The organism is Rhodococcus yananensis (assembly GCF_020515525.1).
In the GTDB taxonomy this organism is placed as follows: domain Bacteria; phylum Actinomycetota; class Actinomycetes; order Mycobacteriales; family Mycobacteriaceae; genus Rhodococcus; species Rhodococcus yananensis.
In genome coordinates this window covers 34,834-58,882 of the sequence record NZ_JAIYEP010000010.1, presented here as the reverse complement: position 1 = coordinate 58,882, position 24,049 = coordinate 34,834, and the positions used below count along the sequence as shown (strand labels likewise).

The window sequence follows — 24,049 nt, the reverse complement described above, 5'->3', positions numbered from 1 at the left end:
TTCCCGATGTTCGACCGCGCGCGGCGACGCACACGGAACACCGAAAGGTAAGGACATACAAGTGGATACCGCGCTGTCGCGCCGCACATTCCTGGGCGGCGCCACGGCCGCCGCACTCGCGCTGACCCTGACCGCCGTTCCCCGCGCGCGGGCCTCTGTGACCGAGGAGCGGCATCGGGCCGTCGTCGTCGGCAGCGGCTTCGGTGGGGCGATCACCGCCCTGCACCTCGGCCGAGCGGGAGTGTCGACCCTCGTGTTGGAACGGGGAATCCGCTGGCCGACCGGGCCGAACGCCGAGACCTTCCCGCACATGCTGCAACCCGACCGGCGCATGTCGTGGCTGTCGCCGGTGCCGGTGATGACCGGCACCCCGCCCGTGCCCACCGACCCGTTCACCGGGCTGATCGAGCGGATCCGCGGGAACGGGATGGACATCCTGTGCGGTGCGGGTGTCGGCGGCAGTTCCCTGCCGTATCACGGTATGACGCTGCAGCCCGACGGCGACCGGTTCGCCGAATCGGTCTCGTCGTCGATCGACTACGACAGACTCGACGCCGACCACTACCGCCGGGTGGCCCGCACCCTGCGGCTCGCCACGATCCCCGATGACGTGCTCGGCCACGAACGGTACCGCTCGTCACGGCAGTTCCTCGATCGTGCGGGTGCCGAAGGGTTCGAGACGTTCCGGGTGCCCATGCCCATCGACTGGGACTATGCGCGACGCGAGCTCACCGGCGAGCTGAAGCCGTCCTACACCACGGGCGACGTGATCTACGGGGTGAACAACGGCGGCAAGTTCTCCGTCGACGTGACCTATCTGGCGCAGGCGGAGGCAACCGGCCGCGTCCGGGTCGAGCCGCTGCACCGCGTGAACGACATCGAACGCGCCGCGGACGGCACGTGGATCACACACGTCGACCGGATCCACACCGACGGCACCGTCCTCGAACGCAAGCGCATCGTCTCGGACGCGCTGTTCCTCGGTGGAGGCTCCGCGGGTACCACCCGGCTGCTGATGAAGGCGCACGGCAAGGGGTTGATCCCGGACCTGCCCGACGCGGTGGGAACGGGGTGGGGAAACAACGGTGACCGGGTGTTCTCGGTGACCACCCCGATGCTGAGCCCCGGCGCCTTCCAGGGTGGGCCGGCGTGCGTCGGTATGCGCGACCACACCGATCCTGCCGGTGCACTCATGATCGTCACCGGTCCGGTCCCGTTCCCCGCCGACCTGGGTACCACCTCGGTGATCGGGCTCGGTGTGGTGCGGGGGCTCGGGCGCTGGCACTACGATCCCGCGCGTGACGACGCCGTCCTGAACTGGGACCAGGCCTACGACCGGGACCTGACCCGGGCCATCGAGACCCGGATCCGCAGGATCGCCGGGCCGGCCGCGGTGATGATCGACGTGAACGCCGTCGACGTGAACACCTTCCATCCGCTCGGCGGCGCCCCGATGGGCACCGTGTGCGACGACGCGGGGCGGGTGCACGGGCAACGCGGCCTCTACGTCGTCGACGGCGCCCGGATCCCGGGCTCCACCGGGGCCTGCAATCCGTCGATGACCATCGCGGCGCTCGCCGAATTCGGCGGTGACGACATCGTCGCGCGCGATGTCGACGCGGTGTTCTGAGTTCGGCGGTGACGCGGGCACCGACGGGGCGCATTCCGCGGCCATATCCAGGTGATTTGTCGGTTATGTCGGATTATCGTGCAAAACCGCGCGCGTCCGTCTACGATGCAGGAAATCCTAACCTATGCAGGTTGCGGTGTCGGCTCGTCGCGTTCCCGGATCGCTCTCCCGGATCAGGGGGCCGAGGACCGATCGACACCGTGAGCGGCGCGGGTGCGGAGTCCATGTCCGATGTTTCACGCGGTGAGCAGGAGTGAATATGGTGGTTCTGCGACGGATGGCGGCGCTGTCGGTCGGTGCTGTGGTGGCGGCCGGACTGGTTGCGTGCGGCTCGTCCGAACCCGATCCCTCGGAGGCGTCGGCGACTACCGCGAACGCGGACGGTGATGTGTCCCTGGTCGTCTATTCGGGTCGCGACGAGGATCTGGTCGATCCGCTGATCGAGCGGATCGGCGGCGACATCGAGGTGGACTACTCCGGCAACACGAACGCGCAGGCGGCGAAGATCCTGGAGGAAGGCGACGCGACGCCGGCGGACGTGTTCTACGGCCAGGACGCGGGCGCCCTGGGTGTCCTCGACGATGCGGGAGCGCTCGCACCACTACCGGACGACGTCCTGCAGCTCGTTCCCGAACAGTATCGGGCCGCCGACGGGACGTGGGTCGCCACGTCCGCGCGTGCGCGGGTCCTCGCGTACAACACCGATCTCGTGCAGCCGACCGAGCTCCCCGACGGCATCGACGGATTGCTCGACCCGAGATGGCGGGGGACGATCGGATACGCACCGACGAATGCGTCCTTCCAGGCGTTCGTCACCGCACTGCGTGTCCAGCGCGGCGAGGACGGTGCCCGGGAGTGGCTCGAAGGATTCGTCGCGAACGACCCGGTGCCGTTCGAGGGCAACGGACCGTTGATCTCGGCGGTGAACGACGGGCAGATCACCGCGGGACTGACCAACCACTACTACTGGTACCCGTTCACGGCCGAACGCGGTGGAGACGCTCCCATCGCATTGCACTACTTCGCACCCGGCGACCCCGGGGCGTTGGTCAACGTGGCGGGCGTGGGTGTCCTCGCGGCCTCGGACAACCAGGCTGCGGCACAGGAGTTCATCCGTGAACTGCTCTCCGCCGAATCGCAGACCTACTTCGCGAACGAGACCGCCGAGTACCCTGTGATCGACGGTGTCGAGTCCGACTACGATCTCCCGCCGCTGGCCGAGTTGGGTGTGTCCGACATCGACCTCGGCGATCTGGCATCCCTGGAGCAGACGCAAGCGTTGCTCGCCGAAGTCGGAATCATCTGATTGTCCTCGATCGTGCGCGGCCGTCCCCTTCTCGCGGGGACTGCCGCTGTCGTGGCCGTGTTCGCGCTCAGCCCGATCGTCCACCTGACGGTCCGGGTGTTCGAAGGGGGAACCGGCGCAGCCTTCTCGTTGTTGTTCCGGCAGCGGACCCTCGATCTGGCGGTGCGGACCCTCGTGCTGACCCTCGTCGTCGCGCTGGGATGCCTGATCGTCGGTGTGCTCGCGGCGTGGCTCGTCACCCGCACCGACCTGCCCGGACGCAGATTCTTCGCGGTTGCCCTGGCGGCTCCGCTCGCGATTCCGTCGTACGTGGCCGCCTACGTGTGGATCGCCGAGTTCCCCGTGCTCGCCGGCCTGCCCGGCGCTGCCCTCGTCCTGATCGCGTCGTGCTTCCCGCTGGTCATGTTGCCGGTCGCGGCGGCGTTCGCCAGCGCGGACCCCGGGGTGTCCGAGGTGTCGCGGACCCTCGGCAGGAACGCATTCCGGACGGCGTGGACCGTCGAGGCCAGAGGCGTGGTACCCGCGGCCGCCGCAGGCACGCTGCTGGCGTCGCTCTACACGATCAGCGACTTCGGGGCGGTGGCGTTGATGCGATACGACGCGTTCACGCTGGGTGTGTACAGCGCGTATCGGGGCGGACTCGACCGCACCGTCGCGGCGGTACTCGGGCTCGTCCTCGTCGTGATCGCCACGGTGCTCACACTCCTCGAACGCCGGTTGCGGCGCGGAGCGACGGCGCGAACGGGTTCGGGAGTGTCGCGTGTCGCCGAGCCGATCCCACTGAGACGCTGGGTCGTTCCGGCCTGGTCCGTGGTGCTCGCCGTGCTCACCGTGTCGGTACTCGTGCCCATGCTCGGGCTCGTACGGTGGATGATCCACTCGCTGCGATTCACGATCGCGTGGCGCGACGTGCTCACCGCGATGCTCACGACGATCCAGTACGCGACGGCGGCGGCGGTGGTCGTCGTGGTGCTGGCGGTACCCGTCGCCGTGTACGTGGCGAGGACGTCCTCGCCCGTCGGCCGGGCCGCCGAAACCGCGGTGTACATCGCGCACGGGCTGCCGGGGATCACCGTCGGACTGGCGGTGGTGTTCTTCGGAATACGTTTCCTTCCCGCCTTCTACCAGACCGCGGTGCTCCTGATCGTCGCGTACGCGGTGCTGTTCCTGCCCCTCGCGGTCGGACCGGCCCGCGCCGCGATCGTGTCCACCTCGGCGGCGGTCGACGACGTGTCGCGCACGCTCGGATCGGGACCCGCCCGGACGGATCGCCGCGTGACTCTTCCCCTGGCGCTGCCGGGCATCGCCGCGGGAGCCGCGCTCGTGTTCCTCACCGTGGCGAAGGAGCTGCCCGCCACCCTGATGCTGCGACCTCGGGGAGCCGACACCCTGGCGACCGAACTGTGGTCGGCGACGCAGGTTCTCAAGTACGGAGAGGCTGCTCCGTACGCGCTCGCCCTCGTCCTCGTCTCGGTCGTGCCCACCATTGTCCTCGACCGGGCGGTCCGTCGCCGGTCCGTTCCGGTGCGCGAGGCACCCGTGGAGGTTGCGTCGTGACGAGGATCGAAGCCCGCGGTGTGTACGCCTCCTACGGCAGGACCCGGGTACTGAACGATGTGGACCTGCACCTCGACGCCGGCGAGATGCTGGCGGTCCTCGGGCCGTCGGGGTGCGGTAAGACCACGCTGCTGCGCGCGATCGCGGGACTGCACCGGATCGACGCGGGTGTGATCGTCGCCGGAACCCGTGTTCTCGCGCGACCACCGGCGGTGCACGTCGACCCGGAGCGCCGGCGGGTCGGTCTGATGCCGCAGGAAGGCGCGCTGTTCCCGCATCTGACGGTTCGACGGAACGTCGAGTTCGGTTTGGTCCCGCCGTTGCTGCGTCGTCGCCGCGGTGGTGCGGCGGCGCGGCGACGCAGGGTGGACGAACTCCTGGAGTTGGTCGGGCTCGCGGACTCGGGTGACGCACGGCCGCAGGAACTCTCGGGTGGTCAGCAGCAACGGGTGGCGCTCGCGCGTGCGCTCGCGCCGCGACCGGACGTCGTCCTGATGGACGAACCCTTCGCCTCCCTGGATCCGGCGCTGCGCGCGGAAATCCGGACCGAGGTGAAGGACATGTTGAAGGCGGACGACACACCCGCGATCCTCGTCACCCACGATCGTGCGGAGGCGATGTCCGTCGCCGACCGGCTCACCATCCTTCGTGCCGGGCGCACGCTGCAGACCGGCACCCCGGTCGACGTCTACCGGAACCCGGTGTCGCCGGAGGTCGGTGCGTTCATCGGTGACGCGGTGATCGTCGAGGCATCCGCACGCGGGGCCGCGGCCGACACGCTGTTCGGGCCGGTCCGGGTCGCCGGTGCCGTGGGTGGGCCCGTCGACGGCCGCATCCTCATCAGGCCGGAACAGATCGAGCCGGCCGCCGACCCGGACGGCCGATTCGTCGTGGCACGCGTCGTGTTCGCGGGTGGGTACTCGCTGGTCACGATCACCGACCCGCGCTCGGGCACCACCGGAACGGCGCTCGTTCGCGGTGCGTCCCTGCTCGACGTGGGCGGTCGTGTCTCGGTCCGTGTCACCGGGGAGGCGGCGTTCTTCCCGTCGTCCGTCCCCGAGAGCGACGACGAATGCGAACACCGTTCGCCGGTGCCGGAGGCGCCCTCGGGTTCCCGGTGACCGCGACGGTCGTACGGGGACGGGACGGCGGGCCGGTACGGTGGACTGGTTCCGTTCACCCCCGAGTCGACCGGCAGATGCAGCGAGAGAACTGGATGTTCGTACGCTTCCCACGCAGTACCGAGTTGTCCCGCGCCCGGGTCGTTCCGCCGGCCCGGCATCCGGTGTCCGGTGCGGGGACACCTCCCGGATCCGGCCGTGACGGCGCGGGTGTCGCCGGCGCGGCAGGCCGCCCCTCATGACGGCGCGGGTCGCCCGCGGGGGTGTCGCCGCGGCGATGGCCCTGGGGATGCTCATGTCCGCCGGGTCGGTGGGAGCCGCCCCGCTGTCGGTGTCTCCGGACGGATTCACGACGCGATGCACCCCGACCGCCCCGGATTCGGACGCACTGTCCGGGTTGGTGTGGGCGGGGGACGTCGCCTACGCGATCGGAGACCGCGGGAACGACGATCGGCTGGCCGTGCTCGACACCGCGACGTGCACGGTGAACCGATGGATCGAACTCGACGGCACGATCGACGTCGAGGACCTGGCGCTCGACGGCAACGGTACGGTCTGGGCGGCAGGCACCGACGACAACGATTCTCGCCGGGACACCGTCGCACTGATCGGCATTGACCCGGATTCCGGGGCGCAGACACGGCTGACCCTGCGCTTCCCCGACGGCCCGCACGAGGTGGAGGCGGTTGCGCTCACCCCGCGCGGGGTCCCGGTGCTGGTCGGCAAGGTCGGTGACGGAACGGCGGCGGTGTACACCGCGGACGGTGAGGGCGCCGTGGACGCGGTGGCGGACGGGGCGACCATCGACCTCGTCGAGGCCGGACCGGTACGGGCGTCGGCGATGGACGGCACGACCCGACCGATCACGGGCGCGGCGGTCTCGGCCGACGGGACGATCGCGGCCCTGCGCACGAAGAAGGACGTCTATCTGTTCGCTGTCCACGACGGTGATGCCGCCGGTGCGTTCACCTCGGCGCCGGTCGTCGTGATCGAGGCACCGGAACAGCCGCAGGGCGAGACGGTCACCTTCACCGAGGACAACGCCCTGCTGCTGGCATCCGAGTCCGCCGGAGAACCGACACCACCGATCCTCGAACTCCGCGGCGCAGCCGATCTGGTGGCGCGTGGCGGCGCCACGGCCACCGCGTCACCGGATCCCGGTGTGGCGGTGGCCGTGGTGCTCCTCGCGGTGGTCGTCGGCTGCAGCGGGGGTTGGGCGCTGCTCCGGCGCGTGCGGGCGTGAACCGGCCGCGGACCGGAGAGGCCCGGGATCAGTTCGCAGCCGCCGACACACCCGCGCGACGGCCGAAGAAGCTGCCGTCGCCGAGCGAGGTGCCGCTCGCGTACCCCCACGCACACACACCGGACGTGCAGCGGCCGGCGGCGAACAACCCGGGGATCGGCTCACCCGAGACGTGCAGGACCTCCGAGTCCACGGTGGTGCGCAGTCCGCCCAGGGTGAATCCGGCGGTGCAGTTGCGCAGATCCAACGCTGCGACCGGGGTGCCGATCGGCTTGACCCACTCGCTCTTCTTCCCGAGCACGGGATCGACGCCGTCGGCAGCGTGCCGGTTGTACACCTCGACGGTCGTCTGCAGCGTCCCGCCGGGCAGGCCCATGTCGGATTCGAGTTCTTCGACGGTCTCGGCCACCCACTTGGGTTGGAAACGGAAGAACGGCGTGGAACTGGTTGCGGCGCAGCCTTCTTCGTACGAAGCTTCGTCGATGATCAGGAATGCCCGGTTGTCGTTCTTCAGCAGCGTGAGTTGGCCGATCCGACCCGGGTAGGTGTCTTCGGGAACGTACCGCTGGCCGCGGCCGTTGACGAGGATGCCGCGGGCCATGAGCTGCGGGTCGCCGAAGAACGCGACCTCGGTGGCGTCCATGTGTGCGAGATCGGCGCCGAGCGCCTGCGCCATGCGAATGGCCCGGCCGTCGTGCTCCTCGATGGCGGCTCCGGGCCGTCCCTCGAGCTGCGGGGCATACGCGGCGACCATCTCCTTGTTGTAGGCGAAGCTGCCGGTGGCGAGGACGACGCCGCGACGGGCGCGCACGGTGAGTTCCTTGCCGTACTGCTTGGCTGCGACCCCGACGACGCGGCCGTCACGGTCGACGACGAGACGCTGCACCCGCACGTCGTACTCGGCGCGCACGCCGAGTTCGGCAGCGACCCGCGACAGCGGTTCCATGATCATGTAACCCCCGCCCTTCTCGCCGGTTCGCTTGTCGCTCATCTGCGGAACGTGACCGCGCGGGGCCGGGGTGGCGATCTCGTTGAACGGTGCGGCGTTCTCGCCGCCCGAGAACATCAGGCCGTCGTCGCCGGGGATCTCCCAGCCGGGTTCGCCCCAGAAGCTCTCCTTGAACACGACGCCGTTCGCGACGAGCCACTCGTAGTGTTCGACGCTGCCGTCGCAGTACTCGGAGATCTTCGCTTCATCGGCGCCCGGGCCGAGCGCGGCGAGCATGAACGCTTTCATGTTCTCGGGGGTGTCCTCGAATCCGAGGGCCTTCTGCAGCCGGGTGCCACCGCCGAGGTAGAGGATGCCGCCGGACAGCGATGCCGCACCGCCCCACCCGCCGGTGCGTTCGAGGACGAGGACGTCGGCGCCGGCCCGCGCCGCCTCGATGGAGGCGGAGACGCCGGCGATGCCGTATCCGGCGACGACGACGTCGGCTTCGTGGTCCCACGAGGTGATCTCGTCGGCGGACAGGGGGTGCAGATCGGTGCTCAAGCGTCATCCGTTCTCGTTCGGTGTGTTCGTCGTGTGGCGGGTGCCGGTGCTCAGGGCAGGTCGGCGAGGGTGTCGGCGAGGCGGTCGAGGTACGTCAGGACCTCGGCCTCGGGTGCGTCGGGCAGTCCGAAGAGGACCTCGGTGACGCCGGCGTCGCGCCACTGCGCGAGCCGGTCGCGCTTCGGGGGGCCGGCGAGCGCGAGCACCTCGGGGGTGCCGGTGCGGCCCGCGTCGGCCCAGGCCTTGTGGAGGCACTGCACGTGGTCGACGATGTCGCGTTCGGTGGGGGTGGTGATCCAGCCGTCGGCCGAACGCACGATCCAGGCGAAGTTGCGGTCGGTGGCGCCGGCGCCGAGCAGCACGGGTGGGCGGGGCTGCTGGACGGGTTTCGGCCACGCCCAGCTCGCACCGAACTCGACGAACGTCCCCTCGTAGGACGCCTCCTCCTGCGTCCACAGGGCCTGCATCGCCTCGAGGTACTCGCGCAGCGCGGTCCGCTTCTTGTTCGGAGGGACACCGTGGTCGGCGAGTTCTTCGGCGTTCCAGCCGAAGCCGGTTCCGAGGACCACCCGCCCGCCGGACAGGTGGTCGAGGGAAGCGATGGTCTTGGCGAGCGTGATGGGGTCGTGTTCGAGGGGGAGGGCCACCGAGGTGCCGAGCCTGATGGTCGAGGTGACGGCAGCGGCGAGAGCGAGTGCGACCCACGGGTCGAGGGTGCGCATGTACCGGTCGTCGGGGAGGGTCTCGTTTCCGGTGCCGGGATGCGCGGATGTGCGTCGAGCGGGGATGTGGGTGTGTTCGGGAACGTAGAAGCTGTCGAATCCGCGGCTTTCCGCGGCCTTCGCGGCGACGTCGGGTCGGATACCTCGGTCGCTCGTGAACAGGGTGATTCCGTGGCGCACTGCGGCCCCTCTCATCGGATGATGCAGAAAATGTAACGCGTTCTACCGATGGAGGGAAGACTTTTCCGGACAGGTGTCCGGAAAATCTGTGGGCGCTTCGGTCGACTATCCTGGTTCGGCGACGAAAGGGTGTGTTCATGGCGGACGAGCGGTCCCGGGCGGCCAAGCGGGCCGCGACGCTTCCGGGCGCGGGCCTGCGGCCGGCGCAGCGGGCGCGTTACCTGCGCATCATCGACTCGGCGAAGGAACTGGCCTCCGAAGGTGGCTACGACGCGGTGCAGATGCGTGCCGTCGCCGAACGCTCCGAGGTTGCGCTCGGCACCGTCTACCGATACTTCCCCTCGAAGAACCAACTGCTCGTCGTCGCGATGGTGATGCAGTTCGAGGAGGTCGGGGACCGGTTCGCCGGCGTCGACCTACCCGGCGCCACCGAGCACGAACGGGTGATGAGCGCGTTGCGGGCGTCCGTTGCGCGGCTCGAGAGCGACCCGAGCCTGTACGACGCGCTGGTGCGGGCCGTGATGTTCGCCGACGCGTCGTCGGCTCCCGAACTCGACCGGCTCGGGGCGGTGCTGACGGGGTTGTTCGCGAAGGCCGCGGGGCACGAGGACCTGTCGGAGGAGATGCTCACGGCCGTCCGCATCATCGCGGACGTCTGGATGTCGTCGCTGGTGTCGTGGGCGGCCGGCCGGCAGAGCGCCGACGAGGTCATCGACCACATGGACACCGCGGTGCGTCTCGTCTTCGACCGGCTCGACGCGGCGCGGCGCCGGGCGAGCTGACGCCCCGACACCCCATCCTTTCCGGAGTTGTTCAGGAGACCCGGGAGTCGTTCACGGAACGTCGACGATCCCGACGGTCGGGAGGAAGAAGCACGACGTCTCGCCGTTGCGCACCGTCCCGAATGCCGCGGCGAGGACGGTGCCCGATCCGGTCTCCACGGGGACGACGCGGGCGCCGCCGAACGGGATCGTCGAGCGGATGACGTTCGAGGCCGTCTCCGCGATGCCGGCCCGCAGGACGGCGGGGGTGCTGTCCGGCACGGCCGCCGCGGCGACCTCGTCGATGCTGCCCATCGGGACCAGATCGCCCTGCAGTGTGGTGACGTTGAGCCAGGCCAACTGCATCCCGCTCGTGTCGTCGCCGTCCTGCTCGATGCCGACGGGGACGAAGGCGAACAGCGTCTCGCCGGGGGCGACGACGTGCAGGGGGATGCCCGGGATGCCCAGGTCCGGCCACGGGCCGGGCACGGCGCCGGCCGCGGCGGGCACGATGCCCAGCGGTAGGCCGCTGTCGTCGGAGCAGAACGGGGAACCGGTCGGGTGGAGGAACGGTTCGATGCCCAGTGTGCGGAGGAAGTCGACGGCGTCCCGGTAGCTGTTCAACGGTGCCGCGTCGGCGGCATCGATGGCGCTGCCGCGCGCCCCCGCGATCGCCTCGGCGGCGGCGAGCGCCACCCGATCGGCACCGGGGGTCGACCGCAGGGCGGCGAGTGCCGTCGCGAGAGTGGCCGCGTCGCTGTCGCCGACGGGGGCGGGTGCGTCGACGACGGGAACGTCCACGGGAACCACGGGTTGCGCGGAGGCGACCGCGGGTAGCGCGAGTCCGGCAGCGGCGGCCAGTGCGGTGGCAGCGGCTCGGGTGCGCATCCGGGTGCGGGTGGTCGTGCGAGGCATGAGTGCTCCTGGGGTCGACGAACAACCCTCACTCTAAAGTTCAGCTTTAGGGTTGTCGTGTCAGGAAACCACACGGGGCGGCGTGCCTGCCAGCGCGCCGCCCCGTGCGTTATCCAAACGACACCCCGCTCCCGGCGGGTCGTGTCGTCACTCCGGGTCGTCGGGGTGGTTCCGCAGGTGGATCACGCTGGTGATCAACCCACCCCACAGCGTGGCCAGCGCCAGGATCATCATCACGATCGCCGATGTGTTCACAGCACGCCTCCCGGCTTCGATGTCCCGTCCGTGTGGGTGTCGCCCGGCGGGGCAGGGACGGACACCGAGGGGGACGGATCGTCGTCGATGGAATAGGTGAGATCGACGTCGCGCCGCCACGGCACGAACGACATGGCGATCGCGAGCACGATCACCGCGCCCTGCACTCCCCAACCGAACGTGACGACCAGGCTGTCGGGCAGACCGCCGTAGCCTTCCTGCACACGGTCGCTGATCTCGCTGATGAGCATGTAGCCGAGCACGATCGGGGTGATCACCCCGACGAAGAGCTGCCAGACGAGGCCCACCTTGAACGACGACACCGAGTTCAGATGGTCGCGCAGCTCCGGAAGGCGCCGCAGCACCCAGGCGATCACCACGATCGCCGCGAACGCCACCCCGACGATGCCGAACTGGTTCGCGAACCGGTCGACGACGTCGAGCGTGTTCAGGCCGGTGGTCGTCGGGAACAACAGCAGTGACACGACCGCCGAGGCGCCGCCGATGATCAGAACCGCCGGGACCTTGCCGAGGCCGGTCTTGTCCTCGAACGCCGACACCGTCACCTGGATGATGCTGATCATCGACGTGAATCCGGCGAACACGAGCGACGCGAAGAACAGCACACCGAAGATCGGGCCGCCCGGCATCTGCGACACGATGGCAGGGAATGCGATGAACGCGAGCCCGATACCGCCTGCGACGACCTCGCCGACCTGCACACCCTGCGCCTGCGCCATGAAACCGAGCGCCGAGAACACCCCGATGCCCGCGAGTACCTCGAAGCTCGAGTTGGAGAAGCCCACGACCAGGCCCGAACCGGTGAGATTCGTCTTCTTCTTCAGATACGACGAATACGTGAGCATGATGCCGAACGCCACGGACAGGGAGAAGAAGATCTGGGCGTACGCGGCGATCCACACCCCCGTGTCGGTGAGTGCGTCCCAGTTCGGGGTGAAGAAGGCGTTGAGGCCCTCGACGGCGCCGTCGAGGAACAGCGCCCGGATCACGAGGGCGCCGAACAGCAGGACCAGCAGCGGAACGAAGATCCGGTTCGCGTTGCCGATGCCGCGCTGCACCCCGAGGGCCAGCACCCCGAGAACGGCCACCCACACCAGCAGGAGCGGCCACGTGACCCCGGGGACGAAGTCGAGCCCGAACGAGGCCGCGCTGTCGATGTGCAGGAACTCTTCGAGGAAGAATGCCTCGGGGTCGTCGCCCCACTGCTCGGTGATCGAGAAGTAGGTGTAGCACGCAGCCCACGCGACGATCACCGCGTAGTAGACGCCGATGACGAAGCAGACGAAGACCTGCCACCAACCCAGGAATTCACTGCCCCGAGCGAACCGGCGGAACGCCAGCGGCGGTGACCCCCGGAACTTGTGGCCCAGTGCGTAGTCGACGAACAACAACGGGATTCCGGCGGTGAGCAGTGCGATCAGGTACGGGATCAGGAACGCGCCGCCGCCGTTCTCGTAGGCCACGTACGGGAACCGCCAGATGTTTCCCAGGCCGACGGCGGATCCGATCGCGGCCATGATGAACACGGACCGTCCCGACCACATCTCACGTTTCTGTGTCACCTCGTGCTGTGCCACGGGCTACACCTTTCCACTCGATCCATGGCTACAGACGGTATCCCTCGGGGAAGCGCTGCACGAAGTTTTCGTGTCCGAGGGCCCCACCCCCGTGCGCACTTCTGGTAGCCCCGACCACCGGAAGAGCGCACGGGTCGGTGCTCAGTCCTCCCAGAGCTTGTCGAGCGCCGGACCCGGATCGTCGTCGCCCTCGTCCTCCGGATTGCCGCGATACCGGAACGCGAACACCACCCAGCCGATGACCGCGATGAGCAGGAAGCTGATCAGCCGGTACACCACCACCGCCGACAGGGCCTGGGCCGCGCTCATCCCGCTCGCCGTCAACGCGGGCACGAGCACCGCGTCCATCACACCCAGTCCGGCGGGAAGCAGAGGGATCGCGCGACTCGTCGCGGTGCCGGCCGCGTAGGCGACGGCGATGCCCGCGAGGCTCGGTGTTCCGCCCACCGCGTACGCGGCGAACGCGAGACACGCCCCGTCGCACAACCAGTTGAAGATCGACCAGCTGAAGGCACGGACCGCGTGCGGGCGGTCCAGTTGCACGGCACCGAGCTGATCGACGATTCGCTTCCACGCGCGGGCGCCGGCGTCGGCGGACTTCTTGCGCAGGCGGTTGAAACCGCGCAATGTGATCAGGCCGATCGACTCGAGCGAGCCGGGATTGCTCGCCGCGTACTGGATGAGGACGAGGAATGCGACGAGCCCGCCGATGGAGAAGATCAGGGAGAACGGGTTCGTCGTGGCTCCGATCAGGAGTGCCCCGACGAGGCCGAGCAGCGCCAGACCCGCCGCCTGCAGCAGTCCGGCCATCACCAGCTGCCACGTCGCGACCACCGGGGTCGCGCCCCATTTACGCATCTGCCGGTACGTGAACGTGGTCCCGACGACCGGCCCGCCGGGCAACGTGACGCTCATCGAGTTCGATGCCAACGCGACCGACAATGACTGGCGTTGCAACACTTTCACTCCCGCCGCGGACAGCAGGACGCGTTGCACGCTCGCGAAGCTCGTCATCTCCATGACGGACGCGGCGACCGCCGCGACCACCCAGAACCAGTTGAGGTCACCGAGATTGCGGACGCTGTCGCTGATCTCGGGCCACACGAGGATCGCCTCGACCGTGAGTACCACGACGAGCAGGATGCCGATCGCCCACTTGAGGTAGCGCTTGCGGGCCGGGGTCAACGCCGACGAGGTACCGTTGCCGTTGTCCGCGGTCTCGTCGCGCCCCGTGCGGCCCTGGTCTTCGGCACCGTCGTCGGTGGACATCACTCCTCCGGCCAGTTCGTGAGGGTCGCGCGGAAGAGTTCCTCGACGTCCGCGATATGCGTTGCGAGGTCGTCGAGAGTCCAGTCACCGACATCGATCGGATCGAGCACCGCAACGTCGACGATCCCCGAGCGAACCAGTGTCGAATGCTTCCAGAGCATCTCGCCGGCGTTGCGGATCACCACCGGCACGACGGGCACTCCGGCCTCCATCGCGATCCGGAACGCGCCCTTCTTGAAGCGCCCGATCTGCGGGGTCAGCGACCGGGTTCCCTCGGGCGCGACGACCACGGACATGCCCTCGCGGAGGGTGTCGACGACGGGGCCGAGCGCGGCGACGGCGCGTTCGGTGTTCTGCCGGTCGACGAAGGCGGTGCCGACGAAGCGCAGCAGCGGTCCGAACAGCGGATCGTTCGCCATCTCCTGTTTGGTGACGCCCGTGAAATCCTGGCGCAGCACCTTCGCGAGGATCACGGGGTCGAGTTGGCTCTGGTGGTTGAAGACGAACACTGCGGGGCGCCGCACCCACGCGTTCGCTTCACCGGAGACCCGCACGTCGATCCCCGCGAGCGCGAGCGAGACGTCCGAGCCGATGCCGAGCATGGAGTCCAGGGCCACCTTGCGGCTGCGATTCACCAGCCCCAGCCCGATTCCGGTCCACACCGAGCCGATCATGCCCGCGTACGCGGCGGCGGTGCGGACGACCTCCTTCGCGCCGGGTGTGCCCCGCGGGCGGAACCGGAGAATCGGCCAGTTCCGTTTGCGCGCAATGCGTTCGAGTGTTCCGTCGGGGTTGGTGGGGGTGGGGTGTCCGGTTTCGGAGAGGAACTCGGCGTCCTCGCCGCCGTTGGAATAGGTGTAGCTGTCGTCCGCGAGGATGTCGTGGGAGTCGATGAAGGCGCGCGTTGCTTCGGCCTTTCCACTGCGCCACAACGACTTTCCGTCCACCTTTCCGGTGAGGACGCCGTCGACGACCTCGAGCGGTGTGAACAGGATGTGCTCGACGCCGAGCGCGTCGGCGGCGGCCTGGATCTGGTAGCGCGACGCCGACGACGCGATGACGACGGTGTGCCCGGCCTCGCGATGCGCGGCGATCAGCTGCCATGCTTCCGGATACAGGTGACCGGCGATCGTCGACGCGAACAGCCGTTCGCCGATCTCGTACAGTTCCTGTTCCGTGTGTCCCCGCCACGCCTTGAAGGCGACCGCGACGAACCGTTCGAAGTCCGCCTCGCTGTCGGTGCCGCGCAGGCCGTTGATCATCGTCCCGGCGAGTTCGGCGGCGCTGACCTTGCCCGCCAACAGTCGGTCCCGGAAGAAGTGCACCCCCGAGAAGCCGTGCACGATCGTGCCGTCGAAATCGAAGAACGCCGCGACCCGGGGCCCCTGAGGTCCCGTGCGCACGCGTTCCAGTGCCTGCCCGATGTTCACCGTTCCGCCTTCCTGTTCGACACGTCGAGCGACTCGGCGAGCTCGACGTGCTCGCCGACGGCCAGTAGCTGGGCCGCGAAGACGCGCCGCTTCTCGGCGACCGCCTCGTCGTCCCGGTCGAGCAGACCCCGGTTGCGGGCCAGCTCCAGCGCCGCGGCGAACAGCTCAGAGGATACGGACTCCGGGCCGTAGAGGCGGCCCTGGAGCAGCATCTGTTGCCCCACGGCGACGCACTCCTCCAAGAAGGCCGACCGGTCGATCTCCAGCGCGGGATCGCGCGCCGTCAACCTTTCGGCGACGACGAGTTGGGCGTCGAAGAACGACCGCAGTGTGCGATGCGACATGAAGAAACCGGTCTCGACGAGGGCCGACAGCACCGCATCCGGGCCCGGGGGACGTTGCCCCCACCCCGTGCCGAGCAGCTCGAGTTCGTCGCGCATCTCTGCCTCGAACGTGTCGCGGTCGGGGAAGAAGAACTCGAATTTGAGCAGGTCCCGCAGGTCCTTGCACCGTTCCCACCCGGCGGTCACCGGATCGGTGTCGGTCACGGAGCGGGCGTGCAGTGCCGACAGCTCGAGGATCGCCCGGTTGACGAACCAGTGCACGCCGCTGTTGCGGTAGAACGCGGCGACCAGGTGCTGGCCGCGTTGGATCGAGTACACCGGCTCCACCCCGCCCGCGTACGTCGTCACCACACCCACGTCGGTGAGCGACGCCAACACCTGCTCGAGGCCGCCTTCGACGTCGAGGACCCGCAGGGTGCCCTGCGGCACGTCGCGCCGGTCCAGATACCGCCGGACCGGTGCGACGACCGCACGCACCTCCGAGACCGTCAGCGCACGATCACGCACACCCAGCAGCGCGAGCGTGACGAGGCAGTTCACGGTCACCGGGGTGTTCCGGTTGATCCCGACGGCGATCTCGAACGCGACCTTCTGCAGAGCCTTGCGGCGACGGTCGCGGGCGTCGGATGCCGGAACGGTCGTGCCGGTGCCGGTGCCGGTGTCTGTCTCCGTGTCCGTGTCGGTGAGGTCCGGGTCCCCGGCCGCGGTCAGCGAGGCCCGCATCGACAACGGTTCCCCGAACCGGACGTACACGTTTCCGGCGCGACGTTGCTGATTGCGTGCGTACCGGGCCAGCCACGTCAGACCCTCCGGCTTCTTCGCCGTCCCGGTCTGTTCCGCCGCGACCGCCGCGACCTCGGCGAGTCCCTCGTAGGTGATCGACACTGGTACGAGCATGGCGTCGTCGACCCGTTTGCGGCGAAGTGCGTTCGCGACGTAGTTCAACAGCCCGTACCGGGGGATCCGGAGCTTGCCGGTGCGGGTGCGTCCGCCCTCGAAGTACCACTCGAGGTTGAATCGTTTGCTCAGCAGGAACGCGAAGTATTCCTCGAGGGACGCCTTGTACACCGCGTCCTCGCCGAAGCTTCGACGGATGAACACCGTTCCGGTGCGCCTGGCGATCGGGCCGATCGGCCAGAACGTCAGATTCGCGCCACCCATGAGATGGTTGCCCGGAAAATCATTGTTGGCGAGGATGTCCCCGAGCACGAACGCATCGGCATACGAACGGTGCGACGGCAGGAACACCAGCGGATGGGTGCGGTTGAGTTCCCGCAGCCGTGTCAGCCCGGATGTGTCGGCGTGGACGGTCCACGCCGACGAATGCAGCGGTCTCATCGCCTGGGTGAACAGGTCCGTCACCAGGCGCGACTGGACGGCCACCAACTCGCCGAGCGCCGTGCGGGCCCGGGCCTCGACGTCGTCGCGTGGCAGCCGGTGCTCCACCGCGATCGCGTCGAGACGCTTCCGGAACGCTGCCGAGTCCATGATCTGCTCCGCCACCAGCCGCGGTACCTTGTAGCGGTCGCCGATGACGGCGCGTTCGGCCCGTTCCAGGGCCACCACTGCCCGGTGGGTGATGTATCGGGACAGCGACGCCGGATCGGGGTCGCCGCCGTCCTCGACGAGGCGGGCACGAAGATCGTCCAGGCGCGCGGGTTCGGCGACGACGACCCGATGCCGGTCGGGGGAGCGTCCGACCAGCCATTTCTGCAGGAACCGGTTGGGGTTGCGCGGGTTGGTCAGTGCGAGGGCATCGGAGAAACGGACCCGGCGCGCGCCGTCGCGTTCCGCGGGGAACCACACGACCCGCACCGGCAGGACCAGGGGATCGTCGGTGCGGGTGACGAGTTCCGTCTCGAGTACCCGTGAGTCGAGCGGGAGCGCGGGCGTTGTCGTCGGGGAGATCGTCGGGGCATCGTCGGAACGGAGCCACCGGTCGATCAGGTCGCGTTCGATCCGCGTGGTGGTTGCCGCGACCACCACCACCGGTACCCCCTCGGTGTCGTCGTGTTCGTCGCCGGTCATGTCGCTCCCACCCCGTTCCGTGCTCTGCTGTGTGCCCCGATGATCAGCAAACTACCGTCTCGACACCGTCGTCTCGGGTCAACGGGACAACTCGCCGGTGCGGTCCGGCCGTGGGTTCGGGTGGTGAGCGGACGGTGAGCGGGTTGTGGACACGGGTGGGGGCGGGGCGTGGACAATGGGCACGACACGACCGGGCGAGTGCCGGGGAGGCAGCGGTGGCCGGATACGCGCAGGTGCGGGAGACCCACACGTCGGTGGTGTTCTTCGTGGGGGACCGTGTGTACAAGATGAAGAAACCCTTGGACCTCGAATTTCTCGACAATCGCACGCGTCGGGCTCGGGAGGTCGCGTGCCACCGCGAGGTCGAACTCAACCGTCGGCTCGCCCCCGACATCTATCTCGGTGTCGCCGATGTGCACGGCCCCGACGGTGCGGTGTGCGAGCACCTCGTCGAGATGGTGCGGCTGGCCGACGACCGTCGGCTGGCTGCGCTCGTCGGGCGTGGCGAGCACGTCGACGAGATCGTGACGGAGATCGCACGTCGGATCGCGGAGTTGCACGCGGCCTCGCCGCGCGATCCCGCGATCGACCGGTGTGCGTCGCGGGAGTTCGTGGCGGGATTGTGGACGGCGAACCTCGATCACCTCGAGCGGTTGCCCGTCGGGCGGGACCTGCCGGACGCGCTCACCGGAATCCGATCGGCCGCCCACCGGTATCTCGCGGGACGGGGCGTGCTGTTCACCGACCGTATCGCCGCGGGCCGCGCCGTCGACGGGCACGGAGATCTCCTCGCCGACGACGTGTTCTGCCTCGACGACGGTCCCCGCATCATCGACTGTCTCGAGTTCGACGACGAACTCCGGTACGGCGACGGCGCCCTCGATCTCGCGTTCCTCGCGATGGATCTCGAACGACTCGGTGCCGTCGGTGCGGCGCGCCGGTTGCTCACCGCGTACGCGGAGTATTCCGGTGACCGTCCGCCCGCGTCGCTGCTGCACCATTTCATCGCGTACCGGGCGTTGGTCCGAGCGAAGGTCACGGCTCTGCGTCACGAGCAGGGAGACGAGGCGTCGCGGGAGGTGGCGGCCGCGTTCGTCGCGCAGGTCGCCCGCAATCTCGATCGGGGGCGGGTGCGGCTCGTGCTCGTCGGTGGCATCACCGCGACGGGCAAGACCACACTGGCCCGTCTCGTGGGCGAGCGGCTGGGTGCGACGGTGTTGCGCAGCGATGTGGTGCGCAAGGAGTTGGCGGGTCTCGCACCGACCGACCGCACCGGCGACGGCCTGCACACGGGCCTCTACTCGCCCGAGCACACCGCCGCCACCTACGACGAACTGTTGCGCCGCACCGAAACCCTGCTCACCCACGGCGAATCCGTGGTGTTGGATGCCACGTGGCTCGAGGAGCCGCAGCGCGTGGCGGCGCGGCGGCTCGGCGAGCGTGCGGTCGCCGACTCCGTCGAGATCGAGTGCATCGCGGATCCGGCGGTGCTGCTGCGACGAATCCGGGATCGGGTCGAGCGGGGTGACGACGCCTCCGACGCGACACCCGCGGTGCTCGACGAGCAACTGCATCGCCGCCACGAATGGCCCGGGGCGACACGGTTCGACACGAGCGAAGGGGCGATGCCCGGAGACGAACTGCTCGATCGGATCGTCGGAGTCGGTGGATGGTGACCGGGATCACGAAAGTGTATCTGAGTAAGAAGTATATGACATCGTGTTGCGAGGATAGCCTTACTGAAGTCGTCGGGTTCGATTCTCGGCGGCGGCCTCATGGACGGAAAGAGCGATGTTCGTACGACACACAACCATCCGCCGCGGAACGGTGCGGTCCGCATCGATCGGGATAGCGGCCCTCGCGTTCGCGCTTGCGGCCTGTTCGAGCGGGCAGGGCTCGACGTCGACCGTCGACACCGTGACCCCGCCGCCCGTCAGTGGCGGATTCGTGGCTCCGCGGACAGTCCCGGAGGGAATGGGCAGCGGGCAATCGGACGGCGAATTCCCGCGCACTGTGGTTCATTTCGCGGGAGAGACTGTCATCGGTGCTCAGCCGGAACGGGTCGTCGTGATCTCCACCGGTCAGGCCGACGCGTTGCTGTCCCTCGGCGTCGTCCCCGCCGCGTCCACGCGGGGCGACGGAGCCGACCTGATTCCGCGCTACCTCATCGACGCGTATCCGCAGTACGCAACCGAACTCGCCGCTGTCGTCGATGCAGGTGGCAGGTTCGAACCGAACTTCGAAGCCATCGCGAACCTGCAACCCGATCTGATCCTCATGAACACCGCCGGCAAGGACGCCGACGCGTTGTACTCGCGGCTGTCGGCGATAGCCCCGACCGTCGCGACGCAGGGAACCGGGGTGTATTGGAAGCAGGACTTCCTGCTCGCCGCCGACGCACTCGGCCGTTTCGACCAGGCATCCGCCATGCTCGACGAATTCAATTCGGACGCGGCTGAACTCGGCGAAACACTCGAATCGGTTCCGACGGTCTCGTTCACCCGGATGAACGGTGATCGTATGCGTGTCTTCGGTGTGCCGTCGTTCACCGGAAGCATCGCACAGGACGCGGGGCTCGCACGGCCCGAATCCCAGGAGTTCGACGAGACCTCCCGCGACATCAGTGCCGAGGAACTGACTCTCGCCGACGCGGACCGGATCTTCTACGGCGTCCAGGGCGGCGACGCGTCGGCGCTGACCGGTGCGCCGTTGTGGTCCGGACTACAGGCGGTGCAGGCCGGTCGGGCCGTCCAGGTCGACGACGACGTCTTCTACCTCAACACCGGCCCAACCGCCGCACGGCAGGTGCTCGACGTCCTGGAGGACACCCTGCAGCAAGGGTGACCGGGTCGGGAAGAATGCCCGTATGAGCGACCACAGGCCGGACGAACTGGCCCGCAGGACGATCGATGCCGCCTTCGAACTACGTCGGGCACTGCGTGAATACATGGATTCCTCCGGCAGCGACGAGACCCTCCCCGAAGCCCAGTCCGAGGTCCTCCGCGACGTGGCCGACCACCCCGGAACGCGCATCGGTCAGATTGCGCGCAGGCTGTCCCTGCGACCGAACACGGTCAGCACCCTGGTGCGAACCCTCGAGGGCAAGGGGCTGCTCGTCCGTGCACCGGATCCCGCGGACCGTCGGGTGAGCACACTGACGGTCGCGGACACGCGCGCCGAGCGCCGCGACCGACGCGCGGAACGTCGAGTGAACGTGCTGGCAGCAGAACTGCATCGGCTCCGACCCGGTGACCTCGGCACCTTGGCGGATGCGCTGTCCGTTCTCGACCGCGTCAACACGTCCCTGCGGACACATTCACCCGTCGGGCGCGCGTAGCGCGGACCGGCCGTGGACGTCCGAGAACCCGATCCGCGGCGACGGGACCTCGCGGTGAGGTGAGGCTGACCGTGCTGTCGCAAACCGGATTTCGGTCCTAGCCTGGCGGTATGGACGCTGCCGGAGTCGCCCCGCACGACACCGAACCGCACTCGGGCGGTGGGCTCGCCGCGAAGCTGAACTGGCTGCGCGCGGGGGTACTCGGCGCCAACGACGGCATCGTGTCCACCGCGGGGCTCGTCGTCGGTGTCGCGGCCGCCACCACGGACCGCCCGACCATCCTCGCGGCGGGAGCCGCGGGACTGGCCGCCGGCGCCGTGTCGATGGCGCTCGGCGAGTACGTGTCGGTGAGTACGCAACGCGACACGGAACGGGCTGCATTGCGCACCGAACGACACGAACTGGCGGTGATGCCGGAGGCCGAGCTCGAAGAACTCACCGATCTGCTCGAAAGCAAAGGGATGAGCCGGGACACGGCGGGGATCGCTGCCCGGGAGCTCACCGACCACGACGCGCTCGCCGCACACGCCGAGGTGGAGTTGGGTATCCGTCCGGCCGAGCTGGTGAACCCGTGGGCGGCGGCGCTGTCGTCGGCGGTGTCGTTCACGCTCGGGGCCCTCGTGCCGCTCCTGGTGATCGTCCTCGCCACCGAGACCGTCCGGATTCCGGTGACGTTCGTGGCCGTGCTGCTCGCGCTCGCCGCGACCGGAACGATCAGCGCGTGGCTCGGGGGCGCCCGTCGAGGGCGGGCCGTCGCGCGGGTGGTGATCGGCGGTGCACTCGCGATGGTCGTCACGTACGGCGTCGGTGGCCTCGTCGGAGTGGTGATCTGATCCCGTCGACACGGAGACGCCCACGCGCCGAACGGGCGCGTGGGCGTGCGGAACTCGCTCGGAGGATCAGATCTTGCGGGCCACCAGGACCGGGCACGGAGCGTTGTGCAGCAGGTTCTGGCTCGTCGAACCCAGCAGGGCCGCGGTGAACTGGTTGCGTCCGTGACTTCCGACGACCGCGAGCTGGGCATCGGGCAGGTGCGACAGCAGAACCTTCGCGGCGGGACCGCGATCGATCACGCGGCGCACCTCGACGTCCGGGTACTTCTCGTGCCATCCGGCGAGCGACTCGGCGAGGACCGCGGACTCCGATTCCGCGACCGCGTCCCAGTCGACGAGTGCAGCGGTGGCGCCGACACCGAGCGCAGCGTCGCCGATCCACGAGTGCACCGCGATGAGTGGAGTGCCGAACAGCTGCGCATACTCGAATGCGTAACGCACTGCGGTGCTGGACAGTTCGCTCCCGTCGACACCGACGACGACGGGCCGGTGATCGGGAAGCGGATTCGAGGTGTCGCCGCGCCACACCACCACCGGGCACGAGGCGTGATTCGCGACACGAACCACGGTGGAGCCCAGCAGGAAGTTCTCGATCGCGCCGGCGCCGGTCGCGCCGAGCACGGCGACACGCGCATCGTCGGCGGCCTCGAGCACCGCGGACGCGGCAGGGCCGGGGCCGATGAAGCTCTGGACCTCGACGTCGGGGTGGTCGGCGCGGACGAGATCGGCGACGTCGGCGAGGACCTTCTCGCCGTCCTTGCGGAGCTGGTCCATCATCTGCGACTGGATCAGGACCGCGGCCTCGCTGTAGAAGATGCCCTCGCTCGGCATCGAATGCACGAGGTGCAGTGGTGCGTCGATGCGGGCGGCGACGGCGCCGGCCCACCGGGCGGCCGCAGCGGCGGTGTCGGAGCCGTCGACGCCTGCGACGACGGCCTTACGGGTGCTCGGTGTGCTCATCGAACGTCCTTTCCTGAAGGTGGTCGAGAACCGGTGAGCCGGTGTCGGCCTCGGTTGTCACGTTACGCCACGAGGACGGCGGCGCCGGGGAATCGGCCCGCCGCGAGATCCGTCAACGCCCGGTCGGCGCGAGCGAGTGGATACGGCGTCGTGGTCACGTGGATGCGGTGCCGCGCCGCGAAGCCGAGGAACGCGTGCGCGTCGTCGCGAGTATTGGAGGTGACGCTGCGGATCTGCCGCTCGCGGAACAGATGCCGTTGGTAGTTCAACTGCGGGACATCGGTGAGATGGATCCCTGCGATCGCGAGGGTGCCGCCGGAGCCGAGCGCGGACAGGGCCGTGGGGACGAGGTCGCCGACGGGTGCGAACAGGATCGCCGAATCGAGGTGTTCCGGCGGCTCGTCGTACGCGCCCTGTGCCGACGACGCCCCCAGTTCCAGTGCGAGCCGTTGCGCCTGTTCGCCGCGGGTCATCACGTGCACGCGGGCGCCGCCCGCGAGCGCGACCTGCGCCGTGATGTGCGCGCTGCCCCCGAACCCGTACAGACCCAGCACACCGCCGTCGGGGAGTTCGGCGCGCAGCAGCGACCGGTACCCGATGATCCCCGCGCACAGCAGCGGAGCCAGTTCCTCGGCGGTGTACCCGGACGGCAACGGGAGTGCGTAGTCGCGGGGGACGGTCGTGTACTCGGCGTAGCCGCCGTCCGCATCCCAACCCGTGTACAGCGAAGCGGGGCAAAGGTTCTCGTGTCCGCGTCGGCAGTACCGGCAGTGTCCGCACGTGGAACGCAACCACGGCACGCCCACACGATCACCGATGCGGTGCGACCCGAGATCGCCCCCGACGATCTCGCCGACGACCTCGTGACCGGGCACGACGTGCGGGCGGTGCACCGCCAGATCACCTTCGGCGACGTGTAGGTCGGTGCGGCACACCCCGCAGGCGAGCACGCGGACGAGGAGCTCACCGGTGGTCGGTTCCGGCACGGGTTCGTCGACGGCCCGCAGCGGATGTGTCGTGATCGGGCCGGGAACGGCGACGCGCCACGCCCTCATGGTGCCCTCCCTT

At 69.1% G+C, this 24,049-nt stretch carries 20 protein-coding genes; 10 read left to right on the top strand and 10 right to left on the bottom strand.

What is annotated here, in order from left to right; all coding sequences use genetic code 11:
- Nucleotides 1–61: 61 nt before the first annotated feature.
- The 5 genes from LDQ05_RS04335 (at nt 62) to LDQ05_RS04315 (ending at nt 6,857) form a co-directional block, all read left to right on the top strand.
- The gene (locus LDQ05_RS04335; RefSeq protein ID WP_226435660.1) at nt 62–1,630 is read left to right on the top strand and encodes a GMC oxidoreductase; all 1,569 of its coding nucleotides are present in this window, start codon (nt 62–64) and stop codon (nt 1,628–1,630) included.
- A 259-nt stretch (nt 1,631–1,889) separates the two neighbouring features.
- A complete protein-coding gene (locus LDQ05_RS04330) occupies nt 1,890–2,936 on the top strand; it encodes an iron ABC transporter substrate-binding protein (protein WP_226435659.1) in 1,047 nt (348 codons plus the stop codon).
- A 12-nt stretch (nt 2,937–2,948) separates the two neighbouring features.
- Nucleotides 2,949–4,493, top strand: a complete 1,545-nt coding sequence (locus LDQ05_RS04325) for an ABC transporter permease (RefSeq protein ID WP_226435658.1) — start codon at nt 2,949–2,951, stop codon at nt 4,491–4,493.
- Nucleotides 4,490–5,614, top strand: coding sequence for an ABC transporter ATP-binding protein (locus LDQ05_RS04320; protein ID WP_226435657.1), 1,125 nt, complete (start codon nt 4,490–4,492; stop codon nt 5,612–5,614). Before LDQ05_RS04325 ends, LDQ05_RS04320 begins: the two co-directional genes overlap by 4 nt.
- Nucleotides 5,615–5,852: 238 nt before the next feature.
- Nucleotides 5,853–6,857 (top strand): hypothetical protein, encoded by a 1,005-nt coding sequence (locus LDQ05_RS04315; protein WP_226435656.1) that lies wholly within the window; start codon nt 5,853–5,855, stop codon nt 6,855–6,857.
- Nucleotides 6,858–6,885: 28 nt separating this feature from the next.
- On the opposite strand, the gene LDQ05_RS04310 is transcribed toward LDQ05_RS04315, so the two are convergent.
- Nucleotides 6,886–8,349, bottom strand: coding sequence for an FAD-dependent oxidoreductase (locus LDQ05_RS04310; protein ID WP_226435655.1), 1,464 nt, complete (start codon nt 8,347–8,349; stop codon nt 6,886–6,888).
- Nucleotides 8,350–8,399: 50 nt separating this feature from the next.
- Nucleotides 8,400–9,251, bottom strand: coding sequence for an LLM class F420-dependent oxidoreductase (locus LDQ05_RS04305; protein WP_226435698.1), 852 nt, complete (start codon nt 9,249–9,251; stop codon nt 8,400–8,402).
- 137 nt (nt 9,252–9,388) lie between these two features.
- On the opposite strand from LDQ05_RS04305, the gene LDQ05_RS04300 reads away from it, so the two are divergent.
- On the top strand, nt 9,389–10,033 hold the full coding sequence (locus LDQ05_RS04300) for a TetR family transcriptional regulator (protein WP_226435654.1): 645 nt from the start codon (nt 9,389–9,391) through the stop codon (nt 10,031–10,033).
- 51 nt (nt 10,034–10,084) lie between these two features.
- Here the strand turns inward: LDQ05_RS04300 and LDQ05_RS04295 are convergent, their stop codons facing one another.
- The 6 genes from LDQ05_RS04295 to LDQ05_RS04270 form a co-directional block, all read right to left on the bottom strand.
- The gene (locus tag LDQ05_RS04295; RefSeq protein ID WP_226435653.1) at nt 10,085–10,927 is read right to left on the bottom strand and encodes a hypothetical protein; all 843 of its coding nucleotides are present in this window, start codon (nt 10,925–10,927) and stop codon (nt 10,085–10,087) included.
- A 147-nt stretch (nt 10,928–11,074) separates the two neighbouring features.
- Entirely contained in the window at nt 11,075–11,182 is a 108-nt protein-coding gene (locus LDQ05_RS04290; protein WP_226435652.1) for a methionine/alanine import family NSS transporter small subunit, read from the bottom strand.
- A complete protein-coding gene (locus LDQ05_RS04285) occupies nt 11,179–12,747 on the bottom strand; it encodes a sodium-dependent transporter (protein ID WP_264184432.1) in 1,569 nt (522 codons plus the stop codon). The genes LDQ05_RS04290 and LDQ05_RS04285 overlap by 4 nt, the downstream gene beginning before the upstream one ends.
- Before the next feature lie 174 nt (nt 12,748–12,921).
- Nucleotides 12,922–14,049: a lysylphosphatidylglycerol synthase transmembrane domain-containing protein gene (locus LDQ05_RS04280; protein WP_226435650.1), complete on the bottom strand. Its 1,128-nt coding sequence runs from the start codon at nt 14,047–14,049 to the stop codon at nt 12,922–12,924.
- The gene (locus tag LDQ05_RS04275; protein WP_226435649.1) at nt 14,049–15,479 is read right to left on the bottom strand and encodes an HAD-IB family hydrolase; all 1,431 of its coding nucleotides are present in this window, start codon (nt 15,477–15,479) and stop codon (nt 14,049–14,051) included. Before LDQ05_RS04275 ends, LDQ05_RS04280 begins: the two co-directional genes overlap by 1 nt.
- Nucleotides 15,476–17,851, bottom strand: a complete 2,376-nt coding sequence (locus LDQ05_RS04270) for a glycerol-3-phosphate 1-O-acyltransferase (protein WP_226435648.1) — start codon at nt 17,849–17,851, stop codon at nt 15,476–15,478. The genes LDQ05_RS04275 and LDQ05_RS04270 overlap by 4 nt, the downstream gene beginning before the upstream one ends.
- Nucleotides 17,852–18,066: 215 nt before the next feature.
- Between LDQ05_RS04270 and LDQ05_RS04265 the strand changes: the two genes are divergently transcribed.
- The 4 genes from LDQ05_RS04265 (at nt 18,067) to LDQ05_RS04250 (ending at nt 22,021) form a co-directional block, all read left to right on the top strand.
- The gene (locus LDQ05_RS04265) at nt 18,067–19,527 is read left to right on the top strand and encodes a bifunctional aminoglycoside phosphotransferase/ATP-binding protein (protein WP_226435647.1); all 1,461 of its coding nucleotides are present in this window, start codon (nt 18,067–18,069) and stop codon (nt 19,525–19,527) included.
- Nucleotides 19,528–19,918: 391 nt separating this feature from the next.
- Entirely contained in the window at nt 19,919–20,695 is a 777-nt protein-coding gene (locus LDQ05_RS04260) for an iron-siderophore ABC transporter substrate-binding protein (RefSeq protein WP_308013157.1), read from the top strand.
- Nucleotides 20,696–20,717: 22 nt separating this feature from the next.
- Nucleotides 20,718–21,188 carry a MarR family winged helix-turn-helix transcriptional regulator gene (locus LDQ05_RS04255; RefSeq protein WP_226435646.1) on the top strand — a complete coding sequence of 157 codons (471 nt, stop codon included), beginning with the start codon at nt 20,718–20,720 and terminating at the stop codon, nt 21,186–21,188.
- A 110-nt stretch (nt 21,189–21,298) separates the two neighbouring features.
- Nucleotides 21,299–22,021, top strand: a complete 723-nt coding sequence (locus LDQ05_RS04250) for a VIT1/CCC1 transporter family protein (protein WP_226435645.1) — start codon at nt 21,299–21,301, stop codon at nt 22,019–22,021.
- 66 nt (nt 22,022–22,087) lie between these two features.
- Here LDQ05_RS04250 and LDQ05_RS04245 read toward each other — a convergent pair whose 3' ends face one another.
- Nucleotides 22,088–22,981, bottom strand: coding sequence for a universal stress protein (locus LDQ05_RS04245; RefSeq protein WP_226435644.1), 894 nt, complete (start codon nt 22,979–22,981; stop codon nt 22,088–22,090).
- Between the two features lie 62 nt (nt 22,982–23,043).
- Nucleotides 23,044–24,036 carry a zinc-binding alcohol dehydrogenase family protein gene (locus tag LDQ05_RS04240; protein ID WP_226435643.1) on the bottom strand — a complete coding sequence of 331 codons (993 nt, stop codon included), beginning with the start codon at nt 24,034–24,036 and terminating at the stop codon, nt 23,044–23,046.
- Nucleotides 24,037–24,049: the final 13 nt, after the last annotated feature.